Raw genomic sequence first — 18,555 nt, 5'->3', positions numbered from 1 at the left:
CCGCGGCGTGACGCAAGCCGGGAGTCGCCATGGCCATGATGACGCGCTCGGGCACCGGCGTGCCCCTGGACCCGGCCCGGATGGCGCAGATCCTGGACGAGTACGAGGACCTCGCGGACTTCGACGTGGCGGAGGCCCAGTCGGCCGCCCTGGTGATCGAGCAGGCGGCGCAGGAGGCGGGGGAGGACGAGCTGCGCTGGCGGGCGCGGTTGCTGCGGGCCGACATGGTCGAGCGGCGCGGCGAGCTGGCGTCCGCGGCGAAGACGATCGTCGAGGTGCTGGAGTGGGCGCAGGTGAGCGGCTGCACGCGCGTGCGGTCGCGGGCGCACCGGGTGCTGGCCCGGCTCTACCGCGCCATGGGCGATCCGGCGGCGAATCTCGAACACATGATCCAATGCGTCGACGCCCTCGACGCCACCACCCCGGTCTCCGGGCGGATCGCCTGCCTGATCAAGCTGGCCGACGCGTACGCCGAGACCGGCTCGATGCCGGCCGCCCGGGACCGCTACGAGCAGGCGGTCCTGACGGCGACGCAGCACGGCAACGCCCGCCGGCAGATGATGGCGCTCAACAACTACGCGTACGCCGAGTACGACCGCGGCAACCTGCCCATGGCCCGGCGGGTCCTGGAACGCCTGCGGGCCGCCGGCGAGGAGCACGGCCGGCCGCTGGACTTCTCCGCGCTGGACACCATCGCCCGGGTCGAGGCGCTGCTCGGTGACCTCGACGCGGCCGAGCGGGCGGCGCACGCGGCGCTGCGGGCGTACCGGGAGGAGAACGCGCGGGAGGCGGACGCCGAGGCCGACCTGCTGCTGACGCTCGCCTTCGTGCAGCGGCTGCGCGGCGAGCTCGACGACGCGCAGCAGACGATCGCCCGGGTGCACGCGCTCTGCGGCCGGCACCAGCTGCGGTTCAACGAGGTCCAGGCCCTGCTGGAGCAGGCGGAGATCGAGGCGGCGGCCGGCGACTTCGCCCACGCGTACGCGACCATGCACCGGTTCCACACCGCGGAGAAGCGGCTGCAGTCGGCGCAGCGGGACGCCCAGGCCCGCAACCGCCAGGCGCTCTTCGAGGTCCACGAGGCGCGCCGCCAGGCGGAGTGGTTCCGCGACCAGGCGCGGCGCGACCCGCTGACCGGCCTGCACAACCGCCGGTTCATCGACGAGCGCCTGCCCGCCCTGCTGGAGAAGGCCACCGCCGACGGCTCTCCGGTGACAGTGGCCCTGGCGGACCTCGACCACTTCAAACGCGTCAACGACACGCTCTCGCACGAGACCGGCGACCAGGTGCTGACGGCCGTGGCGGCCATGCTGGGGCGTACGGACGTCGGCCCGTCCGGGTTCGTCGCCCGCCTCGGCGGCGAGGAGTTCCTGCTGGTCGTCACGGGCGTCGACGTCGCGGGCGCGGCGCTGCTCCTGGAGGATCTGCGCCAGGCGGTCGCCGGCCACCCGTGGCGGCCGCTCACCGGCGAGCTGCCGGTCACGGTCAGCATCGGCGTCACCGCGGCCGCGGCCGGGGACACCCAGGGCGCGGTGCTGGCCCGGGCCGACGAGGCCCTCTACGAGGCGAAGAACGGCGGCCGGGACCGGCTCTGCCTGGACCCGGGGGTCACGATCGCGGAGCGGCGCCGCTTCCGCGACGGCCTCCGGTGAGCTGAGCTGGCTGGGAAGAAGGTGGTTAAAGCGGTGGAGTCCCGGGCATCTCCAGGTCAGGTCGCGAATCGCCCGGCCGGCGGGTAAGCCGAGCGGGAGCGGAACGCGGCGTGCAGACGACGCGTAGCGCCCTGGAGGTATCCCGGCGATGAGACTTCTTGGCAAGGCCGGCGACACATCGCACGAGCACGGCCACGACGACGACCCCGCCTTCCCGGCGGCGAACCGCGGCACGACCGCCCCCGCCGACGCCGCGGAGGCGAAGGCCGCCGGCGAGCGGGACGCGGCCGGCGCTCGCGGCGAGCGGCTCGATCTCGACGCCGCGGCCACCTCCCGGACGGCGGACGACCGGGACGCCGACCTCTCGGCGCCGAGCCCGGACGCCGGGCCGGACAGCCCCGCACAGCTCAAGGGCAAGGGCGTCCTGGGCGCCCTCAAGCGGACCTTCAAGCAGTTCTCCCAGGACAACGTCACCGACTGGGCGGCCGCCCTGACCTACTACGGAGTGCTGTCGATCTTCCCCGGTGCGCTGGTGCTCGTGTCGATCCTGGGCATGCTCAGCAACGACGGCCAGCAGACGGTGCAGGAGACGGTGCAGCAGGTCGCGCCCAGCGAGCAGATCCAGGGTCTGGTCAACCAGGTGCTGACGCAGGTGCAGGACCCGGGCAAGGCGGGGCTCGCCGCGGTCGTCGGTATCGTGGCGGCGTTCTGGTCCGCCTCGGGATACATCGGCGCCTTCATGCGGGCGTCGAACTCCATCTACGACGTGCCCGAGGGACGGCCGGTCTGGAAGACGGTCCCGATCCGGCTCGGGGTCACCGCGGTCATCGGCCTCATGCTCATCGTCTCCGCCTTCATCGTCGTCTTCACCGGTGACCTGGCCCGCGTCGTCGGCGAGAAGATCGGCCTCGGCGAGGCGGCCGTCACCACCTGGAACATCGCCAAGTGGCCCGTCCTGGTCGTCATCGTCAGCCTGATGTTCGCGATCCTGTACTGGGCCTCGCCGAACGCCAAGACCGGCGGCTTCCGCTGGGTGAGCCCCGGCGGCGTCTTCGCCGTGCTGGTCTGGGTGGCCGCCTCCGCCGCGTTCGCGGTGTACCTGGCCAACTTCGCCAGCTACAACAAGACGTACGGCACGCTGGGCGGCGTCATCGCCTTCCTGGTGTGGCTCTGGATCTCCAACATCGCCATCATGCTCGGGGCCGAGCTGGACGCCGAGCTGGAGCGCGGCCGGGCCATCGCGGCCGGGCACTCCCCGGACGACGAGCCGTTCCTGCAGCTGCGCGACGACCGCAAGCTGAAGAAGGGCAGCGAGAAGGGCCTGAGTACGTCCTGACCCTCGCCGACACCGTCGACGGGCGCGCACCCTCCCGGGAGCGCGGCCGCCACTTTTGTATCTGGCGACAAAAGTTTACGGTGATCAACGAGAAGGTATGGACTACCGTGCCGGAAGGGCCCTAGTGTGACGGACGTGACACCGTCGGTGTATCGGCGGTGGGGACGGTCCGGAGGTTGCCCGTGCACGTCGTCGATGCCCCCCACCTGCGCCTGCTGCGCCTGCTGCGGGAGGAGGGACCCGTCTCCCGCGCCGAGCTCGGCGACCGGCTGGACCTGACCCGGCCCCGCCTGCTCGCCGAGGTCGAGCGCCTGGTCGCGGCCGGTTACATCGCCGAGGCCGGAATGGCCGCCTCCCGCGGTGGCCGGCGCTCCACCCTGGTCGAGCTGCACCCCCGGCTGCGGTTCGCCGCCGTGGACCTCGGCGCCAGCTCCATCGACATCGAGGTGACCAACGGGCGGCTCGAACCGGTGGCGGCGTACCGGGAGAGCGCCGACATCCGCAGCGGTCCCAAGGCGATCCTGCACCGGGTCAACGAGCTGCTGGCCAAGGCGCGCACCGACGGCGCCTACGAGCGGCTCGACGGCGTGGGCATCGGCGTGCCGGGGCCGGTGAGCTTCCGCGACGGCGTCCCCGTGTCGCCGCCGATCATGCCCGGCTGGGACCGCTACCCGGTGCGGGAGCTGCTCACCCGGGAGCACGGCTGCCCGGCCGTGGTGGACAACGACGTCAACATCATGGCCATCGGCGAGCGGCACGGCGGCGTCGCGCACTCCGTCGACGACTTCCTGTTCGTCAAGATCGGTACGGGCATCGGCTGCGGCATCCACCTCGGCGGCGGCGTCTACCGGGGCGTGGACGGCTGCGCCGGCGACATCGGCCACATCCAGGTCGACGCCCACGGTCCCGTGTGCTCCTGCGGCAACGCGGGCTGTCTGGAGGCCCTCTTCAGCGGTGCGGCGCTGGCCCGCGACGCGCTGGCCGCCGCCCGCAGCGGGGAGTCGCCGGCGCTTTCCGAGCGCCTCGCCCTCCACGGTGAGCTCGGCGCGCGCGACGTCGCCGACGGCGCCGCCGAGGGGGACGTCACCTGCATCCGGCTCATCCGCGACGGCGGGCGCCGGCTCGGCGCGACCCTCGCCACGCTGGTCAGCTTCGCGAACCCGTCGATGATCGTCATCGGCGGCGGGCTCGCGCAGCTGGGTCACATCCTGCTCGCCGAGATCCGCAGCGTGGTCTACCGGCGCTCGCTCCCGCTGGCGACCGGGAACCTCCCGGTGGTGCTCAGCGAGCTGGGCTCCCGCGCGGGCGTCACGGGTGCCGCGGTCCTGGCCAGCGACACCGCCTTCGAGCAGGCGTCGTGAGCGCCCCCGGAGGCGCCGGCGAGGTCGTGCTGCGCCTCGAGGGCGTCGTCAAGACCTTCCCCGGCGTCCGGGCCCTGGACGGCGTCGAGCTGGAGGTCCGCGCCGGCGAGGTGCACTGCCTGCTGGGTCAGAACGGCGCCGGCAAGTCCACCCTGATCAAGATCCTGGCCGGCGTGCACCACGCCGACGAAGGATCCATCACCTGGCTGGGCGAGCCGTTCGCCCCGGCCACGCCGCAGGCCGCGATGCGCGCCGGGATCGCCACGATCTACCAGGAGCTCGACCTCGTCGACGACCTGTCGGTGGCGGAGAACGCCTTCCTGGGGCACGAGCAGAGCCGCGGGGGATTCCTGCGGCGGCGGTCCACGGCCGCCCGGACGCGGGAGATCCTGTCCCGTCTCGGCCACCCGCAGATCCCGCCCCGCCGCCTGGTCCGCTCGCTGCCCGCGGCGGGCAAGCAGATCGTCAGCATGGCCCGCGCCCTGTCGCACGACGCCCGGCTGATCGTCATGGACGAGCCCAGCGCCGTGCTCGCCCACGACGAGGTGGAGAACCTGTTCCGGATCATCCGGGAGCTGACCTCGCACGGCATCGCGGTCGTCTACATCTCGCACCGGCTGGAGGAGATCCGCGACATCGGCGACCGGGTCACCGTCCTCAAGGACGGCCGGACCACCGCCGCCGACCTGCCGGCCCGCGACACCCCCACCCACGAGCTGGTCAGCCGCATGACCGGCCGCGCGATCGAGTACGTCTTCCCCCGGCGCGAGCCGAAGTCCGGCCTGGCGCCGCTGCTGGAGGTGGAGGGGCTGACCCGCGAAGGCGAGTTCGCGGACGCGTCGCTCACCGTCCGGGCGGGCGAGATCGTCGGCATCGCCGGGCTGGTCGGCTCGGGCCGCTCCGAGCTGCTGGAGACGATCTTCGGCGCCCGCCGCGCGGACCGCGGCACGGTCACCCTCTCAGGCAGGCGGATCGCCTCGATCGGTGCCGCCGTGCGCAACGGCATGGGCATGGCGCCCGAGGAGCGCAAGAGCCAGGCGCTGCTGCTGGACGAGCCGATCTACCGCAACATGACACTCTCGTCCTTCGCCGGGTACGCCCGCGGCGGCTTCACCCGGACCGGCAGGGAACGGGCCGCCGCCGCGCAGACCGCCGACCTGCTGGAGCTGCGTCCCCGCGACACCGAGCGGGCGGTACGCACCCTGTCCGGCGGCAACCAGCAGAAGGTCGTCGTGGGACGGTGGCTGCTCGGCGGCACCAGGCTGCTGCTGCTCGACGAGCCGACCCGCGGCGTCGACGTCGGCGCCCGGGCGGAGCTCTACCAGGTGATCCACGACCTCGCGGCCGGCGGGGTGGGGGTGCTGCTGGTCTCCAGCGAGGTGCCCGAGGTGCTCGGCCTCGCCGACCGGGTGCTGGTCATGCGCGAGGGTCACCTCGTCCACGAGGCGCCCGCCGACGGGATCGACGAAGCGACTGTCCTGGACCTCGTGATGGCGGGGTCCCTCATGGAGGGTGAACCGGCATGACGGATCAAGGCACCCGGCCCGGCGTGCCGGCGCAATCTCCGCCGGTCGAGCCGAAGACCTCCGACCACGCCGCGCCGCCGCCGCGGGGCAGCTGGTGGCGGAGCGACGGCGCGGAACCCGTACGCCGCAACCTCGGCCTGGTCGGCGTCCTCGTCGTCCTGGTGGTCATCGGCATCGTCACCCGCCCCGAACTCTACGGCGACGCGAACTGGGTGACCGGGAACGTCTGGACGATCCTCCAGCAGGCCTCCGCGATCGGCGTCGTCACCGTCGGCATGACGTTCGTGATCATCGGCGGCGGCATCGACCTCTCCGTGGGCGCCATCGTCGCGCTCGCCGGAGTCTGGTGCACCACGCTGGCCACCCAGAGCTACGGCGCCGCCGGCATGATCTTCACCGCGATCGTGGTCGGCGTCGTGGTGGGACTCGTCAACGGCGTGCTCGTCTCGTACGGGAAACTGGTGCCCTTCATCGCGACGCTCGCCATGATGGTCGCCGCGCGCGGCCTGGCCGCCCAGATCTCCGGCAAGCAGACGCAGGTCTCGACGAACGTCACCATCAACGACCTCGCCAGCCGCAAGCTGCTCGGCATCCCGATGCTGGTGATCGTCCTCGCGCTGGTGGTGGCGGCGGGCTGGGTCCTGCTCAACCGCACCACCTTCGGGCGCCGCACGGTCGCCGTCGGCGGCAACGTCGAGGCGGCCCGGCTGGCCGGCATCAACGTCCGGCTGCACACCGTGCTGCTGTACGCCCTCTCCGGCCTGTGCTGCGGCATCGCGGCGATCATGCTGACGTCGCAGGCGACCAGCGCGCAGGCCGCGATGGCGAACCTCTACGAGCTGGACGCGATCGCCGCGGCGATCATCGGCGGCACGCTGCTCAGCGGCGGCCGCGGCACGATCATCGGCGCCCTGTTCGGGGTGCTGGTCTTCTCCACCATCACCAACCTCTTCGCGATCAACAACCTCTCCACCGAGGTGCAGAACATGGTCAAGGGCGGCATCATCGTCGCCGCCGTCCTGGTCCAGCAGTTCCGCTACCGCTCCCTCACCCAGCTGCTCGGCCGCAAGCCCGCCTGAATCCGCACGCCCGCCCGAATCCGCACGCCCGCCCGAATCCGCACGCCCGTCGGAACCCCGCTAGCGCACCTGCACCCGGCTCACCCCCCACCGGCGACCGGCGACGGCCGCCCGGTCATCCCTGGGAGAAATCGATGAACGAACTGTCCCGCCGTCGTATCCTCCTCGGCGGCGCCGCCGTGGGCGCCGGCGCCCTGCTCACCGCCTGCACCAGCAACACGCCCAGCGAGAACACCCAGATCAACACCAACAAGGACGACAACGCGGCTCCCGGCCAGAAGGTCGTCATCGGCTTCTCCGCCCCGGGCGCCGACCATGGCTGGGTCGCCGCGATCACCAGCAACGCCAAGGCGCAGGCCGCCGCGTACCCCGACGTGGAGTTCCGCAGTGTCGAGGCGGGCACCGACGCGGCCGCCCAGCGCGCGGCACTGTCCACGTTGATCGCCCAGAAGCCGAACGTCATCGTGCTGCTGCCGCACGACGGCAAGGAGCTGAACTCGGTCGGGCTCCAGGCCATGCGGGCCGGCATCCCGGTGGTCAACCTGGACCGTGCGTTCCCGGACCGGGGCGCGTACCGGTTGCAGATCAAGGGCGACAACTTCGGCATGGGCCTGGCCGCCGGCACCTACATCGGCGAGCAGATGAAGGCCAAGGGCGTCGCGAACCCCATCATCGGCGAGATCCCGGGCATCGACTCGCTCGAGCTCACCCAGGAGCGCACCGCCGGCTTCAACGAGGCCCTGGCCGGCTACGGCTTCAAGGTCGCCAACCGGCGCCCGGCCGAGTTCACCGCCGACACCGGGCAGCGCGCGGCCACCGAGATCCTGCAGGCCCTGCCGAAGATCGACGCGCTCTGGAACCACGACGACGACCAGGGCATCGGCGTGCTCGCCGCGATCAACCAGGCGAACCGCAAGGAGTTCCTCATGGTCGGTGGCGCCGGCTCCAAGGCCGCCATCAGCGCCATCGCCGCCGACAACACCCCGCTCAAGGCGACGGTCACCTACAGCCCTTCGATGGCGTCCTCCGCGATCTCGCTGGCCCGCCTGATCGGGCAGGGCAAGGGCATGTCCGACCTGGTGGAGCTCCAGGTGCCCAAGGAGATCACGCTCGCCTCCGAGACGATCACCAAAGAGAACGCGGCGCAGTACAGCAAGCTCGGTTTCTGACGAACGGAGAGCATGATGGGGCAGCTGCGGGTCGGCATGGTCGGTCACGCGTTCATGGGCGCCGCGCACTCACAGGCGTGGCGCACCGTCAACCACGCGTTCGACCTACCGCTGTCGGCGCGGATGTCGGTGGTCTGCGGTCGCGACGAGAAGCGCGTCGCGGCCGCCGCCGCCACGCTCGGCTGGGAATCGCACGCCACCGACTGGCGCGAGGTCGTCGCCCGCGACGACGTCGACCTCGTGGACATCTGCACGCCGGGCGACACCCACGCGGAGATCGCCCTGGCGGCGCTCGCCGCCGGCAAGCACGTGCTCTGCGAGAAACCCCTGGCCAACTCGGTCGCCGAGGCCCGCGAGATGGCCGCGGCCGCGGCGGCCGCCCAGACCCGCGGCGTACGCACGATGTGCGGCTTCAACTACCGTCGCGTGCCCGCCGTCGCCCTGATGCGCCGCCTGGTGGCCGCGGGCCGGATCGGCGCCGTGCGCCACATCCGCGCGGTGTACCTCCAGGACTGGATCGTCGACCCGGAGTTCCCGCTGGTCTGGCGCCTGCGCCGGGATGTGGCCGGGTCCGGGGCGCTGGGCGACATCGGCGCGCACATCGTCGACCTCACCCAGTACGTGACCGGCGCCCGGATCACCGGCGTCAGCGCCCTGACCGAGACCTTCGTCCGGGAACGGCCGCTGCCCGCCGACGCGGCCGGGCTCTCGGCCACCGGCAACGGCCGCGCCGGATCGGGCGAGGTCACCGTGGACGACGCGGCGCTCTTCCTGGCCCGCCTCGACGGCGGGGCGATCGCCACCTACGAGGCGACCCGCTTCGCCACCGGCCGCAAGAACGGCCTGCGCGTCGAGCTCAACGGCTCCCTCGGCTCGGTGGCGTTCGACTTCGAGCGGATGAACGAGCTCGAGTTCTACGACGCCACGGCGCCGTCCAGCGAGCAGGGTTTCACCCGCATCCTGGTGACGGAGCCGGACCACCCGTACATGGCGGCCTGGTGGCCGGCCGGGCACCCGATCGGCTACGAGCACTCCTTCACCCACGAGGTGCGGGACCTGATCGCGGCCATCGCGGTGGGGGATGACCCGGCGCCGTCCTTCGCGGACGCCCTGCAGGTGCAACTGGTGCTGGACGCGGTGGAGCGGTCGGCGGCCACCTCGGCCTGGGTCCCCGTGGAGGCGGAACTGGCTTCCGTCTGAGAGATGTCCGTCGCGGTGCCGCGAGGGCGGTCCGGTTGCGCCCCGGGCCGTACCGGCCGGCGGCGGAACGGGTGTCCGGCATCGACCCCAGGGTTCCGGGTCGCTGCCGGGCAGCCTTTCCCGACACGAGTACGGGCACAGAACGTTCCCGTGGCGCACGGCCGCGCCCTGCCGTCCCCGGCGCCGTAGCGCCCGCATCCGGCCGGGTCGCGTGTCCGCCGCCGGGCTCTGCCGCACCTCCTTCCTTGCCGCGTCCCACCTGGCCGGTAATCCGTGCGTGACATGCCAATGGCTGTCCGAGTGTGCATTTGGTGCACGGATTGCGTGCTCTCCTCCTGGCTGTTCCGTTGCTGTCGGATTTCCGTCCGGGCAGCTCACCAAGGGAGAACGCATCGGCGGCTGGCGATGGGACCGACCTTTGTGGATCATGTTCCGGTCGGCCGGGGTGTCGCACGGCGAGTACGCCGCTGATCCGGCAGGCCGTCGAGGCTCGTGTCTGAGGGCAGGCAACCGTACGGATGGAGGCGTCATGGCATCTCGCCGGTCCGTCACGACGGCCGCGACCACCCGCGGCCGGGACGTCCACGCCGGACGACGCGCGTACGGAGGCACTGGTGACGCCCCGCTCCAGGAGGGATTCTGATGCGTCTGCGCCACCACTCGGGACGGGTCGTCCACCTGAGCCACGGCATCGAGCCGCGGCCCGCCACGACTCTGTCCGACGTCGTCGAGCAGCTCGACACGTATGCCGCCGTCCGTGCCGGGCGGGAAGCGGGCACCGTCGGGGTGAGCCTCTGGTTCCCGCCCGCCCTCGCGGCTGCCCTCGCCATCGACGCTCGCTCCCGGACCCGGCTCCGGGCCGAGCTCGACGCCCGCCGGCTCGAGGTCGTCACGTTGAACGGCGTCGCCTGCTCGGCGGACGGCGAACCCGACGGCGAGGCCGCTCCGGGCGCCGCCGCCGACGAGCCCGACTGGAGCAGTCCGGCGCGCCTCGAATACACCCTCGACCTGGCGCGCATCCTGGTGGATCTGCTGCCCGACGACGCGGTCCGCGGCGCCGTCGCCACCGTCGGCCTGGGCCGGCGCGAGGGCTGGGACGAGGGCAAGGAGAAGGCCTGCGCGCGCATCCTGGGACGGCTCTCCGGCGGCCTCGCGGAGGTGGCCTGGCAGACCGGCCGCGCCGTGCGGGTCGGCTTCCGGCCCGAGCCCGGCGCGGTGCTCGACGGCTCCGCGTCCGTGGCGGCCGCGTTCGCCCGGGTGGACAAGGAGCGCCTCGGCGTGTCCCTGGACCTGGCGCACCTCGCGTGCACCTGGGAGGACCCGGTGGCCTACCTCGACCGGCTGGCCGGCGCCGGCGTGCCCGTGATCCGCGTCGAGGCGGCGGACGCGGTGCAGGTGGCCGATCCGGTCGCCGCCGCCGAGACGCTGCGCCGCTATGCGGGTGACGGGCGGCCGCACGCGGTCACCACCCCGGACGGGGGCTACGTCGCCGACCTGGCCCAGGCGCTGCGGGAGTTCCCGCCGGGGCCGTGGCGGGTGCTCCGGCGCGTACCGTGGCGATCCGAGCCGCCCCCACCGCTCACGGCGACCACCGCGGTGCGGCGCGCGGCGCTGCGGCACCTGCTGGCCGGCGCGGTGCCGGCCACCGAATACGTGGACATCGCGCGGCCGGGCGCGGACGACCTCGCCGACCTGGGGCTCTCGCCACCGGGGGCACCGCGGCTCCCGTCGGCGCCCGCCTCCCTTGTTGACCGGGTCGCGTTTCCCTAGAGTTTGAGCCGGTACCCCGCCCGGCGCGGGCGGGTCCGCCGGGCGGCGCAGTCCCGGCGCGGCCGCGAACGCCCGCCGCCGGACGGTTGCCGCCGCCGGTCACCCTCGCCCCGGCCCGGAACCCTCTTCGTCACGCACGCGAACAGGGAGATGAGATGGCGCGACCGATCACGCTCTTCACCGGCCAGTGGGCCGACCTGCCGTTCGACGAGGTCTGCCGGCTCGCCTCGGAGTGGGGGTACGACGGCCTCGAGATCGCCTGCTGGGGTGACCACTTCGAGGTGGACCGGGCGCTCGCCGAGGACGACTACGTCGACCGCAAGCGCGAGCAGCTCGCCAAGCACAACCTGCGGGTGTTCGCCATCTCCAACCACCTGGTCGGCCAGGCGGTCTGCGACCATCCGATCGACGAGCGGCACCGGGACATCCTGCCGGCGTCCGTCTGGGGCGACGGCGATCCGGAGGGGGTCCGCACCCGGGCGGCGGAGCGGATGAAGGACACCGCGCGCGCGGCGGCCCGGCTCGGCGTCGCGACCGTGGTCGGCTTCACCGGTTCGTCGATCTGGCACACGGTGGCCATGTTCCCGCCGGTGCCTCCGGCCATGATCGAGCGAGGGTACGCGGACTTCGCCGCACGGTGGAACCCGATCCTCGACGTCTTCGACGAGATGGGCGTCCGCTTCGCGCACGAGGTCCACCCCAGCGAGATCGCCTACGACTACTGGACGACCCGGCGCGCGCTCGAGGCGATCGGCCACCGCCCGGCGTTCGGCCTCAACTGGGACCCGTCCCACTTCGTGTGGCAGGACCTGGACCCGGTGAACTTCATCCTGGAGTTCCGGGACCGGATCTACCACGTCGACTGCAAGGACGCGAAGGTCCGTACGGGCGACGGCCGCCGCGGCCGGATGTCGTCCCACCTGCCGTGGGCGGACCTGCGCCGGGGCTGGGACTTCGTCTCCACCGGCCACGGTGACGTGCCGTGGGAGGACTGCTTCCGGGCCCTCAACGCGATCGGCTACGACGGCCCGCTCTCGGTCGAGTGGGAGGACGCCGGCATGGACCGCCTGGTGGGCGCCCCGGAGGCGCTGCGGTACGTGCGCCGCCTGGCGTTCGACGCACCCTCGGCGGCCTTCGACGCGGCCTTCTCGTCGTCCTCGTGACACGCCGGCGGCCCGGCCCGTGCGGAGACGGGCCGGGCCACCGGATGCGGCGACAGGTCAGTACGTGGTGCCCGTGCTGTTCGAACTCACGGTGGAGGTCGACAGGTCGCCCGAGCTGGACGACGACGTGCTGCTGCTGGCGGAGTGCAGCTTCTCACCGAGCTTGGACTGGTTCAGCTTGTCCTTGCCCTCGGTGTAGAGCTTGTTGGCCTGCGCCTGGGCAACGCCGGCGGCCTCTTGCACCGTCGGGTGTTCCCACACCTTCTTGGCGTTGGCCGCGATCTCCTCGTACTTCTCCCGGCCGGCACGGCTGCCCAGGACGAAGCCCGCCGCGAGACCCGTGATGAACATGAGCTTTCCGCGCATGGCGGCTCCTTCCGTTCGGTGACGCGCGTGCGTCTGGTCCGGTGCATACCCATCCTGCCGCCCGCTCATTCCCCCCGTCCTCGTTTCCGCCGGTTGAGTCCGCTCCGGGAGTGTCGGGGTACCCCGCAGGCGGTCGGGGCGCCGGGTGATGTATTGTTTCCCCGGTCGCCACGACAACCCGCGCCGCGGGAGGTCGGGCCCCAGCAGTCCCCTGTAGCTCAATTGGCAGAGCAGCCGGCTGTTAACCGGCAGGTTATTGGTTCGAGTCCAATCGGGGGAGCTCTCTTCCACCTCGTCTCGGCCCGTTCGTGGCCACTTGACTCCCCTGTGCCGTGGCGTCCCCCTGTGTGCCCGCGTCCCGGCGTCTGACCGCGGTACCCATCGTCCACCCCGCGCCGGCGGCGGTGTGTACCGTGCTGGCCTTGTCCGGGCCGGAACAGCGGCGCCGGGGTGAGGGGTCGACGAGCAAGCGTGTGGGATGACGACGAACTGACCGCGGCGGTGCGGGCGGCGTGCGCCGGCGACGAGGCGGGATTCACCGCCCTGTGGCGCTCGCTGCAGCCCGCCGTCCTGCGGTACCTGCGGGTCGTGGTCGGCGACGCCGCCGAGGACGTGGCCTCCGAGACCTGGCTGCAGGCCGCCCGGGATCTGCACCGCTTCACCGGCGACGGGGCCGCCTTCCGGGGCTGGCTGTTCCGGATCGCGCGGCACCGCGGCATCGACGAGCGGCGGCGCGCCGGGCGGCGGCAGGAGGATCCGGCCGAGCTCACCGCCGAGGACGCCGGCCGGACCGGCGACGCCGCCGCGCAGGCCCTGGAGCGCTCCGGCACCGAGTGGGCGATCGCGATCATCGCCGGGCTGCCGCCGGACCAGGCCGAGGCCGTGATGCTGCGCGTGGTGGCCGGGCTCGACGTGGCGACCACCGCCCGGGTGCTCGGCAAACGGGCCGGTGCGGTCCGCGTGGCCACCCTGCGTGGCCTGCGCAAACTCGCCGCCGACCCGCGGGTGCAGGCGCGCGGCGAGGACGAGGACGTCATCCGTACGAGGGGGGTGTAACGCGATGGGAGGCTGGCGCGCTCTTCTGTTTGCGATGCGTACACGGCGAACTTCCCGGCTCGGCCCGGCGGAGGCCGACCGGCTGATGACCGGCGACCCCGCCGGGGCCGACCACCGTGGGCTGGCCGCACTGCTCGACGCCGCCAAGGCGCCCGCCTCCCCCCGGGAGCTGGCCGGCGAGCGGGCGGCGGTGGCCGCGTTCGTGGCGGCGTATCGGGACGCTGAAACGACCAGCCTGCCGAGAGGAAGACGCCGTGTACGCATACCACTGCCCGCCAGGACGGCCGCTGTGAAGGTGGCGGCCGGAGTGGCTGTCCTGGCGGGCGGTGGTGTCGCCCTGGCGGCGGAGACGGGGCATCTTCCCGCCGGGGCACAGCAACAGGCCCATCGCCTGTTCTCGGCCGTCGGCGTCCCCGCGCCGGCGCCCGAGACCACGTCCGCACGACCCCCGTCCCCGACGTCCGCCACACCGTCCCCCCAGACATCCGCCCGATCGGCGCCCGGCCCGTCGCCCACCGGCGGGCCGGCGTCGGCGGATCCGGCCGTACCCGGGCTCTGCCGGGCCTGGGCCGCGCAGCGCACACCGCACGGCAAGGCGATGAGCGCCGACTCCCGCCGGGACCTGATCGCCGCGGCCGGTGGCGAGGACCGCGTCGCGGACTTCTGCGCGACCCAGCCCGGCGCGCCGGGCACCACCCCGGCGCCGGGCGAGGCCAAGCCCGCCCACCCCGGCAAGCCCGATCAGACCCGCAAGCCGGATCACACCGGCAAGCCCGCCCACCCCGGCAAGCCGACCCCCACATCCGGTGACGGCAACGGCGACGACAACGGCAGCGACAAGACCCGAGGACCGAAGTGACCGTCGAGCCGGTCTTCGTCGACCGCACCGGGCGCCGCCGCCGCGTGGTCGCGCTGGCCGGCTCGGCGGGTGCCCTCGTCCTCGTAGTCGCCGTGCTCGCGCTGGTCGCCGGCTTCACCGGCACCGGCCCGGCGTCGCTGCCGGGCTGGGCGGAGTCGCGCACGGAGCGGCTGCGCGGCCACGACCCGGCACCGTCCCCGACGCCGGTGCGCCCGCGCATCCGCACCGCCGTCCCGGTGGCACCCGCCAACGAGCCGAGCCGCACCGCCACGACCACCCGGCCCACGCCCGGCGCGTCCGCGAGCACGTCCGCCGCGGCACCGACGCCGAGCAGCCGCCGCCGGATCCCGACCCACACTCCGGCCGCACCACCGGGGAAGAGGCGCTGACATGGGCAAGCGTGTGCTGCGGCGGGAGCCACGGGCCCACTGGGTCCTGCTCGTCCTGGCGATGGGCGTGCTGCTGGCGGAGCTGAGCCTCAACGGCTACGTGAACCACGTGGGCGGCGAGGGCGACGGCCCCGCGCCCGCGCCCGCATCCGGCCCGGCGCCGGCGGCGGTCACCGGTGGCGCGGCGGTCCAGCGCCTGGGCCCCGGCACCGCCGTCAGCACCCGCGGCATGCCGGCCAAGACCATCGCGCTGACCTTCGACGACGGCCCGGACCCCCGCTGGACCCCGGCCATCCTGGACGTGCTGGCCCGGCACCGGGCGCACGCCACGTTCTTCCAGGTCGGGTCGCAGGTCAACGAGCACCCCGAGATCGCGCGCCGGGTGCTCGCCGAGGGCCACGAGATCGGCGTGCACACGTTCTCCCACGCCGACGTCGCCGCGCTGCCGCACTGGCGGCTCGACGCCGAGCTCACCCTGACCACCAACGCGGTCGCCGCCGCCACCGGGCGCCGGCCGGTGCTGCTGCGCCCGCCGTACTCGTCGAAGCCGGCGGCCGTGACCGCGGCCGACCACCGCGCCCACCGGCGCGCCGCGGAGGCCGGCTACCTGCTCGTACTGACCGATCTGGACACCGCCGACTGGCGCCGCCCGGGCGCGGATGCCATCGCCGCCGCGGCCCGGCCCCGGGGCTCGGCCGGCGCGGTCGTGATGATGCACGACTCCGGCGGCGACCGTGCCCAGACCGTCGCGGCCCTCGACCGGCTCGTCCCCGCCCTGCAGGCGAGGGGCTACCGCTTCGTCACCGTCTCGGAGGGCCTCGGCCTCTCCGCGATGCCGGCGGCGAGCACCGGCCAGAAGTGGCGCGGCCACGCCTTCCGCGCCGCCCAGTCCGCCGGTGCCTGGCTCGCCGACGCCCTCACCCTGCTCATGCTCGTCGCCGTGGTCCTCGCCGCGCTGCGGCTGCTGGCCCAGCTCGTCAGCGCCCGCCTGCACCTGCGCCGGCTGCGCCGGGAGAGCGGCCCGCCGGCGTACGTGGGGCCGGTCTCGGTGATCGTGCCCGCCTTCAACGAGGCCGCCAACATCGCGGCGACCGTACGCTCGCTGGTCCGCAGCGACTACCCCGGCGTCGAGGTCATCGTGGTCGACGACGGCTCCACCGACGGCACCGCCGACATCGTCGCGCGCCTCGGCCTGCCCGGCGTCCACGTCCTGCGCCAGCGCAACGCCGGCAAACCCACGGCCCTCAACCACGGCATCGCGTACGCCCAGCACGACATCCTCGTCCTGGTCGACGGCGACACCGTCTTCGAGCCGGACGCGGTCGGCCGCCTGGTGCAGCCCCTGCGCGACCCCCGGGTGGGCGCCGTGTCGGGCAACACCAAGGTCGCGAACCGCGGCGGCCTGCTCGGCCGCTGGCAGCACCTCGAGTACGTGATCGGCTTCAACCTCGACCGGCGCATGTTCGACGTCGCCGAGTGCATGCCGACCGTGCCCGGCGCGATCGGCGCCTTCCGGCGCCGGGCGATCGGCGACGCCGGCGGCGTGCCGGCGGACACCCTGGCCGAGGACACCGACTTCACCATGGCGGTGCTGCGGGCGGGCTGGCGTGTGGTCTACGAGCCCACCGCGGTCGCCTGGACCGAGGCTCCCGCCTCGCTGCGCCAGCTGTGGCGGCAGCGGTACCGCTGGTGCTACGGCACGATGCAGGCGATGTGGAAGCACCGCCGTGCGTTGCGCGAGCGGGGCCCCGCCGGCCGCCTCGGCCGGCGAGGACTGGGCTACCTCCTGCTCTTCCAGGTGCTGCTGCCGCTCACCGCGCCGATGGTGGACGTGTACGCCGTGTACGGCGCGTTCTTCCTCGAACCGGCCACGGTCGTCGCCACCTGGGCGGGCTTCACCGCGGTCCAGGCGGCCACGGCCGCGTACGCGCTGCATCTCGACGGCGAGCGCTGGACCCCGCTGTGGAGCCTGCCGTTGCAGCAGATCGTCTACCGGCAGCTGATGTACCTCGTGGTCATCCAGTCGACCGTGATGGCGCTGCTCGGCGGCAGGCTGCGGTGGCACCGGATGGTGCGCACCGGCGCCGCCACGGCGCACGCCGGTTCGCGCCCCGAATGGCCGGCGCCTCAGCAGCTCGCCCGGCATCCGGCCGACCTGGTGAACCGGGCGAGGCCGGCCGTCTCCACCCAGCGTCCCCGCGTGCGCTGGCCGATCAACTAAAGACGTCGTAGGTGTTCAGCCGGTCGACCGCGGTGGCCGGGCCGCCGAGGTCGTACCGGTCGACCGCGAGGTAGTTGGGCTTCTTGCGGGCCGCCGGGGTGCAGAACCGCTCGGCCCGGTTGAGCACCTTGGCGTTGTCGCCCGAGCTGGTGGCCGGTATCGGCACGTCCCGGAAGTGGTTCATGACGAACAGCGGGCGGAAATTCGGCTCGGTGTGCGTCAGCGGGATCGTGGCCGGGCCGCCGTACCAGCGGCTGTAGCAGGACCAGTCCGAGGTGCCCGTGCCGGACCCCATCGACCAGTAGTTCTCCACCGTCCACTCCCGCTGGTACTGCACGCCGAAGGTGTCGCGGGTCAGTCCGGCCGCCTCGTCCTCGGCGCGGCTGTGATCGGTGAAGATCAGCAACCGCTTGTCGCGGCCGCGCAGGTCGGCCAGGCGCGGCCAGCCGTGCTCGCGCACGCCCTCGACGTCCGGCCGGATCAGCATGCCGGCCAGGCCGGGCACCCGCGCCAGCTCGGCACGCAGCACCGCCGGCGCCACGTAGTCCTCGAGGAAGATTGTGGCGATCTCCGACGGGTGCGCCTGGAGGTAGGTGACGATGCGCTGGAGGTCGACCCAGAGCGCCACCGGACGCGCGACCAGGGTGCAGCTGTGGTGGCAGAGGATCGCCCCGTCGGGCGTCTGGTGGATGTCCAACATGAACCCGCGTACGCCGTCGGCCAGCTGCTGGCTGATGCCGCGTGCCTGGTTGGGGAAGAGGTTGACGATCGGCGGGGCGAAGCCGCCGTCGACGCCGTTGGCGAACGCGTTGTGCGCGGTCAGGAACGTCACCTGGTCGAGAGTGCGGTCGCCGTCGGCCGGCACCGGGACGCGCGGCGGCAGCAACGGCGTCAGATACCACCGGGCCCGCTCGCCGTCGGGGCCGAGGGCGAGCGCCTCGGCCCAGACGTCGCCGGCGGGCACCACGGTCAGATAACGGTCGGCGCCCGGCTCCTTGACCGCGTACCGGTCGTCGCCGGCCGCCGTGATCTCCCACCGCGTCCCCGCCGCCGCGCAGGAGGCCAGGACGGGCGCGCCGCTGGAGCGGGCCAGGCAGCGGCCGGGCAGGTCGAGGTTCTCCACCCGGTATTCCGCGCCGTCGGCGCGCACCGCCCACTGCTGGTGGTCCTCGTCGCCCTTGGGCCGATGCTGCAGCACGGCGTCGCCGGCGGCGGCGGTGTGGAAACCGGTGACGACGCTCTGCAGGTAGTAGGAGCCCGGCACCACGCCCGCCGCGGTGGCGGCGCCGCCGGTCGGGGTCAGCGTGACGAGCAGGACGGCCACGAGCATCGGTACGGCGCGGACGACGGCGGACAACGGGCGCATGCGGTGCCCCCTTCGGCTCCGGCACGCGGGGACCGCGCGCGG

15 protein-coding genes and 1 tRNA gene are annotated in these 18,555 nt (G+C 73.4%); 14 read left to right on the top strand and 2 right to left on the bottom strand.

Features of this window, described 5'->3' with window-relative positions; translation table 11 throughout:
* Window positions 1-29 precede the first annotated feature (29 nt).
* The 9 genes from IEY99_RS28550 to IEY99_RS28510 all read left to right on the top strand — a co-directional run bounded on the left by IEY99_RS28550 (window position 30) and on the right by IEY99_RS28510 (window position 12,256).
* Window positions 30-1,652 (top strand): tetratricopeptide repeat-containing diguanylate cyclase, encoded by a 1,623-nt coding sequence (locus IEY99_RS28550; RefSeq protein WP_189207173.1) that lies wholly within the window; start codon window positions 30-32, stop codon window positions 1,650-1,652.
* A gap of 148 nt (window positions 1,653-1,800) precedes the next feature.
* Window positions 1,801-2,988: a YihY/virulence factor BrkB family protein gene (locus tag IEY99_RS28545; protein WP_189207172.1), complete on the top strand. Its 1,188-nt coding sequence runs from the start codon at window positions 1,801-1,803 to the stop codon at window positions 2,986-2,988.
* 182 nt (window positions 2,989-3,170) lie between these two features.
* Window positions 3,171-4,349 carry an ROK family transcriptional regulator gene (locus tag IEY99_RS28540; protein ID WP_189207171.1) on the top strand — a complete coding sequence of 393 codons (1,179 nt, stop codon included), beginning with the start codon at window positions 3,171-3,173 and terminating at the stop codon, window positions 4,347-4,349.
* Entirely contained in the window at window positions 4,346-5,875 is a 1,530-nt protein-coding gene (locus tag IEY99_RS28535) for a sugar ABC transporter ATP-binding protein (RefSeq protein ID WP_189207170.1), read from the top strand. The genes IEY99_RS28540 and IEY99_RS28535 overlap by 4 nt, the downstream gene beginning before the upstream one ends.
* Window positions 5,872-6,954, top strand: coding sequence for an ABC transporter permease (locus IEY99_RS28530; protein WP_189207169.1), 1,083 nt, complete (start codon window positions 5,872-5,874; stop codon window positions 6,952-6,954). The genes IEY99_RS28535 and IEY99_RS28530 overlap by 4 nt, the downstream gene beginning before the upstream one ends.
* Before the next feature lie 134 nt (window positions 6,955-7,088).
* The gene (locus IEY99_RS28525; RefSeq protein WP_189207168.1) at window positions 7,089-8,123 is read left to right on the top strand and encodes a substrate-binding domain-containing protein; all 1,035 of its coding nucleotides are present in this window, start codon (window positions 7,089-7,091) and stop codon (window positions 8,121-8,123) included.
* A 12-nt stretch (window positions 8,124-8,135) separates the two neighbouring features.
* The gene (locus IEY99_RS28520) at window positions 8,136-9,323 is read left to right on the top strand and encodes a Gfo/Idh/MocA family protein (protein WP_189207167.1); all 1,188 of its coding nucleotides are present in this window, start codon (window positions 8,136-8,138) and stop codon (window positions 9,321-9,323) included.
* A gap of 642 nt (window positions 9,324-9,965) precedes the next feature.
* Window positions 9,966-11,093, top strand: a complete 1,128-nt coding sequence (locus IEY99_RS28515) for an IolE/MocC family protein (RefSeq protein WP_189207166.1) — start codon at window positions 9,966-9,968, stop codon at window positions 11,091-11,093.
* Between the two features lie 155 nt (window positions 11,094-11,248).
* Window positions 11,249-12,256, top strand: coding sequence for a sugar phosphate isomerase/epimerase family protein (locus IEY99_RS28510; RefSeq protein WP_189207165.1), 1,008 nt, complete (start codon window positions 11,249-11,251; stop codon window positions 12,254-12,256).
* A 57-nt stretch (window positions 12,257-12,313) separates the two neighbouring features.
* Here the strand turns inward: IEY99_RS28510 and IEY99_RS28505 are convergent, their stop codons facing one another.
* Window positions 12,314-12,622 (bottom strand): hypothetical protein, encoded by a 309-nt coding sequence (locus tag IEY99_RS28505; protein WP_189207164.1) that lies wholly within the window; start codon window positions 12,620-12,622, stop codon window positions 12,314-12,316.
* Between the two features lie 207 nt (window positions 12,623-12,829).
* Between IEY99_RS28505 and IEY99_RS28500 the strand changes: the two genes are divergently transcribed.
* The 5 genes from IEY99_RS28500 to IEY99_RS28480 all read left to right on the top strand — a co-directional run bounded on the left by IEY99_RS28500 (window position 12,830) and on the right by IEY99_RS28480 (window position 17,147).
* Window positions 12,830-12,902: transfer RNA gene (locus IEY99_RS28500), tRNA-Asn, on the top strand.
* A 191-nt stretch (window positions 12,903-13,093) separates the two neighbouring features.
* Window positions 13,094-13,678 (top strand): RNA polymerase sigma factor, encoded by a 585-nt coding sequence (locus IEY99_RS28495; protein WP_189207163.1) that lies wholly within the window; start codon window positions 13,094-13,096, stop codon window positions 13,676-13,678.
* Between the two features lie 34 nt (window positions 13,679-13,712).
* On the top strand, window positions 13,713-14,537 hold the full coding sequence (locus IEY99_RS28490; protein WP_189207162.1) for a hypothetical protein: 825 nt from the start codon (window positions 13,713-13,715) through the stop codon (window positions 14,535-14,537).
* Window positions 14,534-14,926: a hypothetical protein gene (locus IEY99_RS28485; RefSeq protein WP_189207161.1), complete on the top strand. Its 393-nt coding sequence runs from the start codon at window positions 14,534-14,536 to the stop codon at window positions 14,924-14,926. The genes IEY99_RS28490 and IEY99_RS28485 overlap by 4 nt, the downstream gene beginning before the upstream one ends.
* A gap of 1 nt (window position 14,927) precedes the next feature.
* Window positions 14,928-17,147 carry a bifunctional polysaccharide deacetylase/glycosyltransferase family 2 protein gene (locus tag IEY99_RS28480; protein ID WP_189207160.1) on the top strand — a complete coding sequence of 740 codons (2,220 nt, stop codon included), beginning with the start codon at window positions 14,928-14,930 and terminating at the stop codon, window positions 17,145-17,147.
* Here the strand turns inward: IEY99_RS28480 and IEY99_RS28475 are convergent.
* Entirely contained in the window at window positions 17,140-18,513 is a 1,374-nt protein-coding gene (locus IEY99_RS28475; protein WP_189207159.1) for a PI-PLC domain-containing protein, read from the bottom strand. The genes IEY99_RS28480 and IEY99_RS28475 overlap by 8 nt on opposite strands.
* Window positions 18,514-18,555 lie beyond the last annotated feature (42 nt).

Origin of the sequence: Couchioplanes azureus, from assembly GCF_014648355.1 — a bacterium.
GTDB lineage: Bacteria > Actinomycetota > Actinomycetes > Mycobacteriales > Micromonosporaceae > Actinoplanes > Actinoplanes azureus.
Note: the sequence above shows the minus strand (reverse complement) of the source record. Positions and strands in the feature narration are given on the sequence as shown.

Bases quoted from the DNA above. Each gene is read 5' to 3' on its own strand.
- IEY99_RS28505 (WP_189207164.1), bottom strand. From the start codon at position 12,622: ATGCGCGGAAAGCTCATGTTCATCACGGGTCTCGCGGCGGGCTTCGTC.
- IEY99_RS28525 (WP_189207168.1), top strand. From the start codon at position 7,089: ATGAACGAACTGTCCCGCCGTCGTATCCTCCTCGGCGGCGCCGCCGTG.
- IEY99_RS28490 (WP_189207162.1), top strand. From the start codon at position 13,713: ATGCGTACACGGCGAACTTCCCGGCTCGGCCCGGCGGAGGCCGACCGG.
- IEY99_RS28545 (WP_189207172.1), top strand. From the start codon at position 1,801: ATGAGACTTCTTGGCAAGGCCGGCGACACATCGCACGAGCACGGCCAC.
- IEY99_RS28550 (WP_189207173.1), top strand. From the start codon at position 30: ATGGCCATGATGACGCGCTCGGGCACCGGCGTGCCCCTGGACCCGGCC.
- IEY99_RS28520 (WP_189207167.1), top strand. From the start codon at position 8,136: ATGATGGGGCAGCTGCGGGTCGGCATGGTCGGTCACGCGTTCATGGGC.
- IEY99_RS28510 (WP_189207165.1), top strand. From the start codon at position 11,249: ATGGCGCGACCGATCACGCTCTTCACCGGCCAGTGGGCCGACCTGCCG.
- IEY99_RS28530 (WP_189207169.1), top strand. From the start codon at position 5,872: ATGACGGATCAAGGCACCCGGCCCGGCGTGCCGGCGCAATCTCCGCCG.
- IEY99_RS28515 (WP_189207166.1), top strand. From the start codon at position 9,966: ATGCGTCTGCGCCACCACTCGGGACGGGTCGTCCACCTGAGCCACGGC.
- IEY99_RS28480 (WP_189207160.1), top strand. From the start codon at position 14,928: ATGGGCAAGCGTGTGCTGCGGCGGGAGCCACGGGCCCACTGGGTCCTG.
- IEY99_RS28475 (WP_189207159.1), bottom strand. From the start codon at position 18,513: ATGCGCCCGTTGTCCGCCGTCGTCCGCGCCGTACCGATGCTCGTGGCC.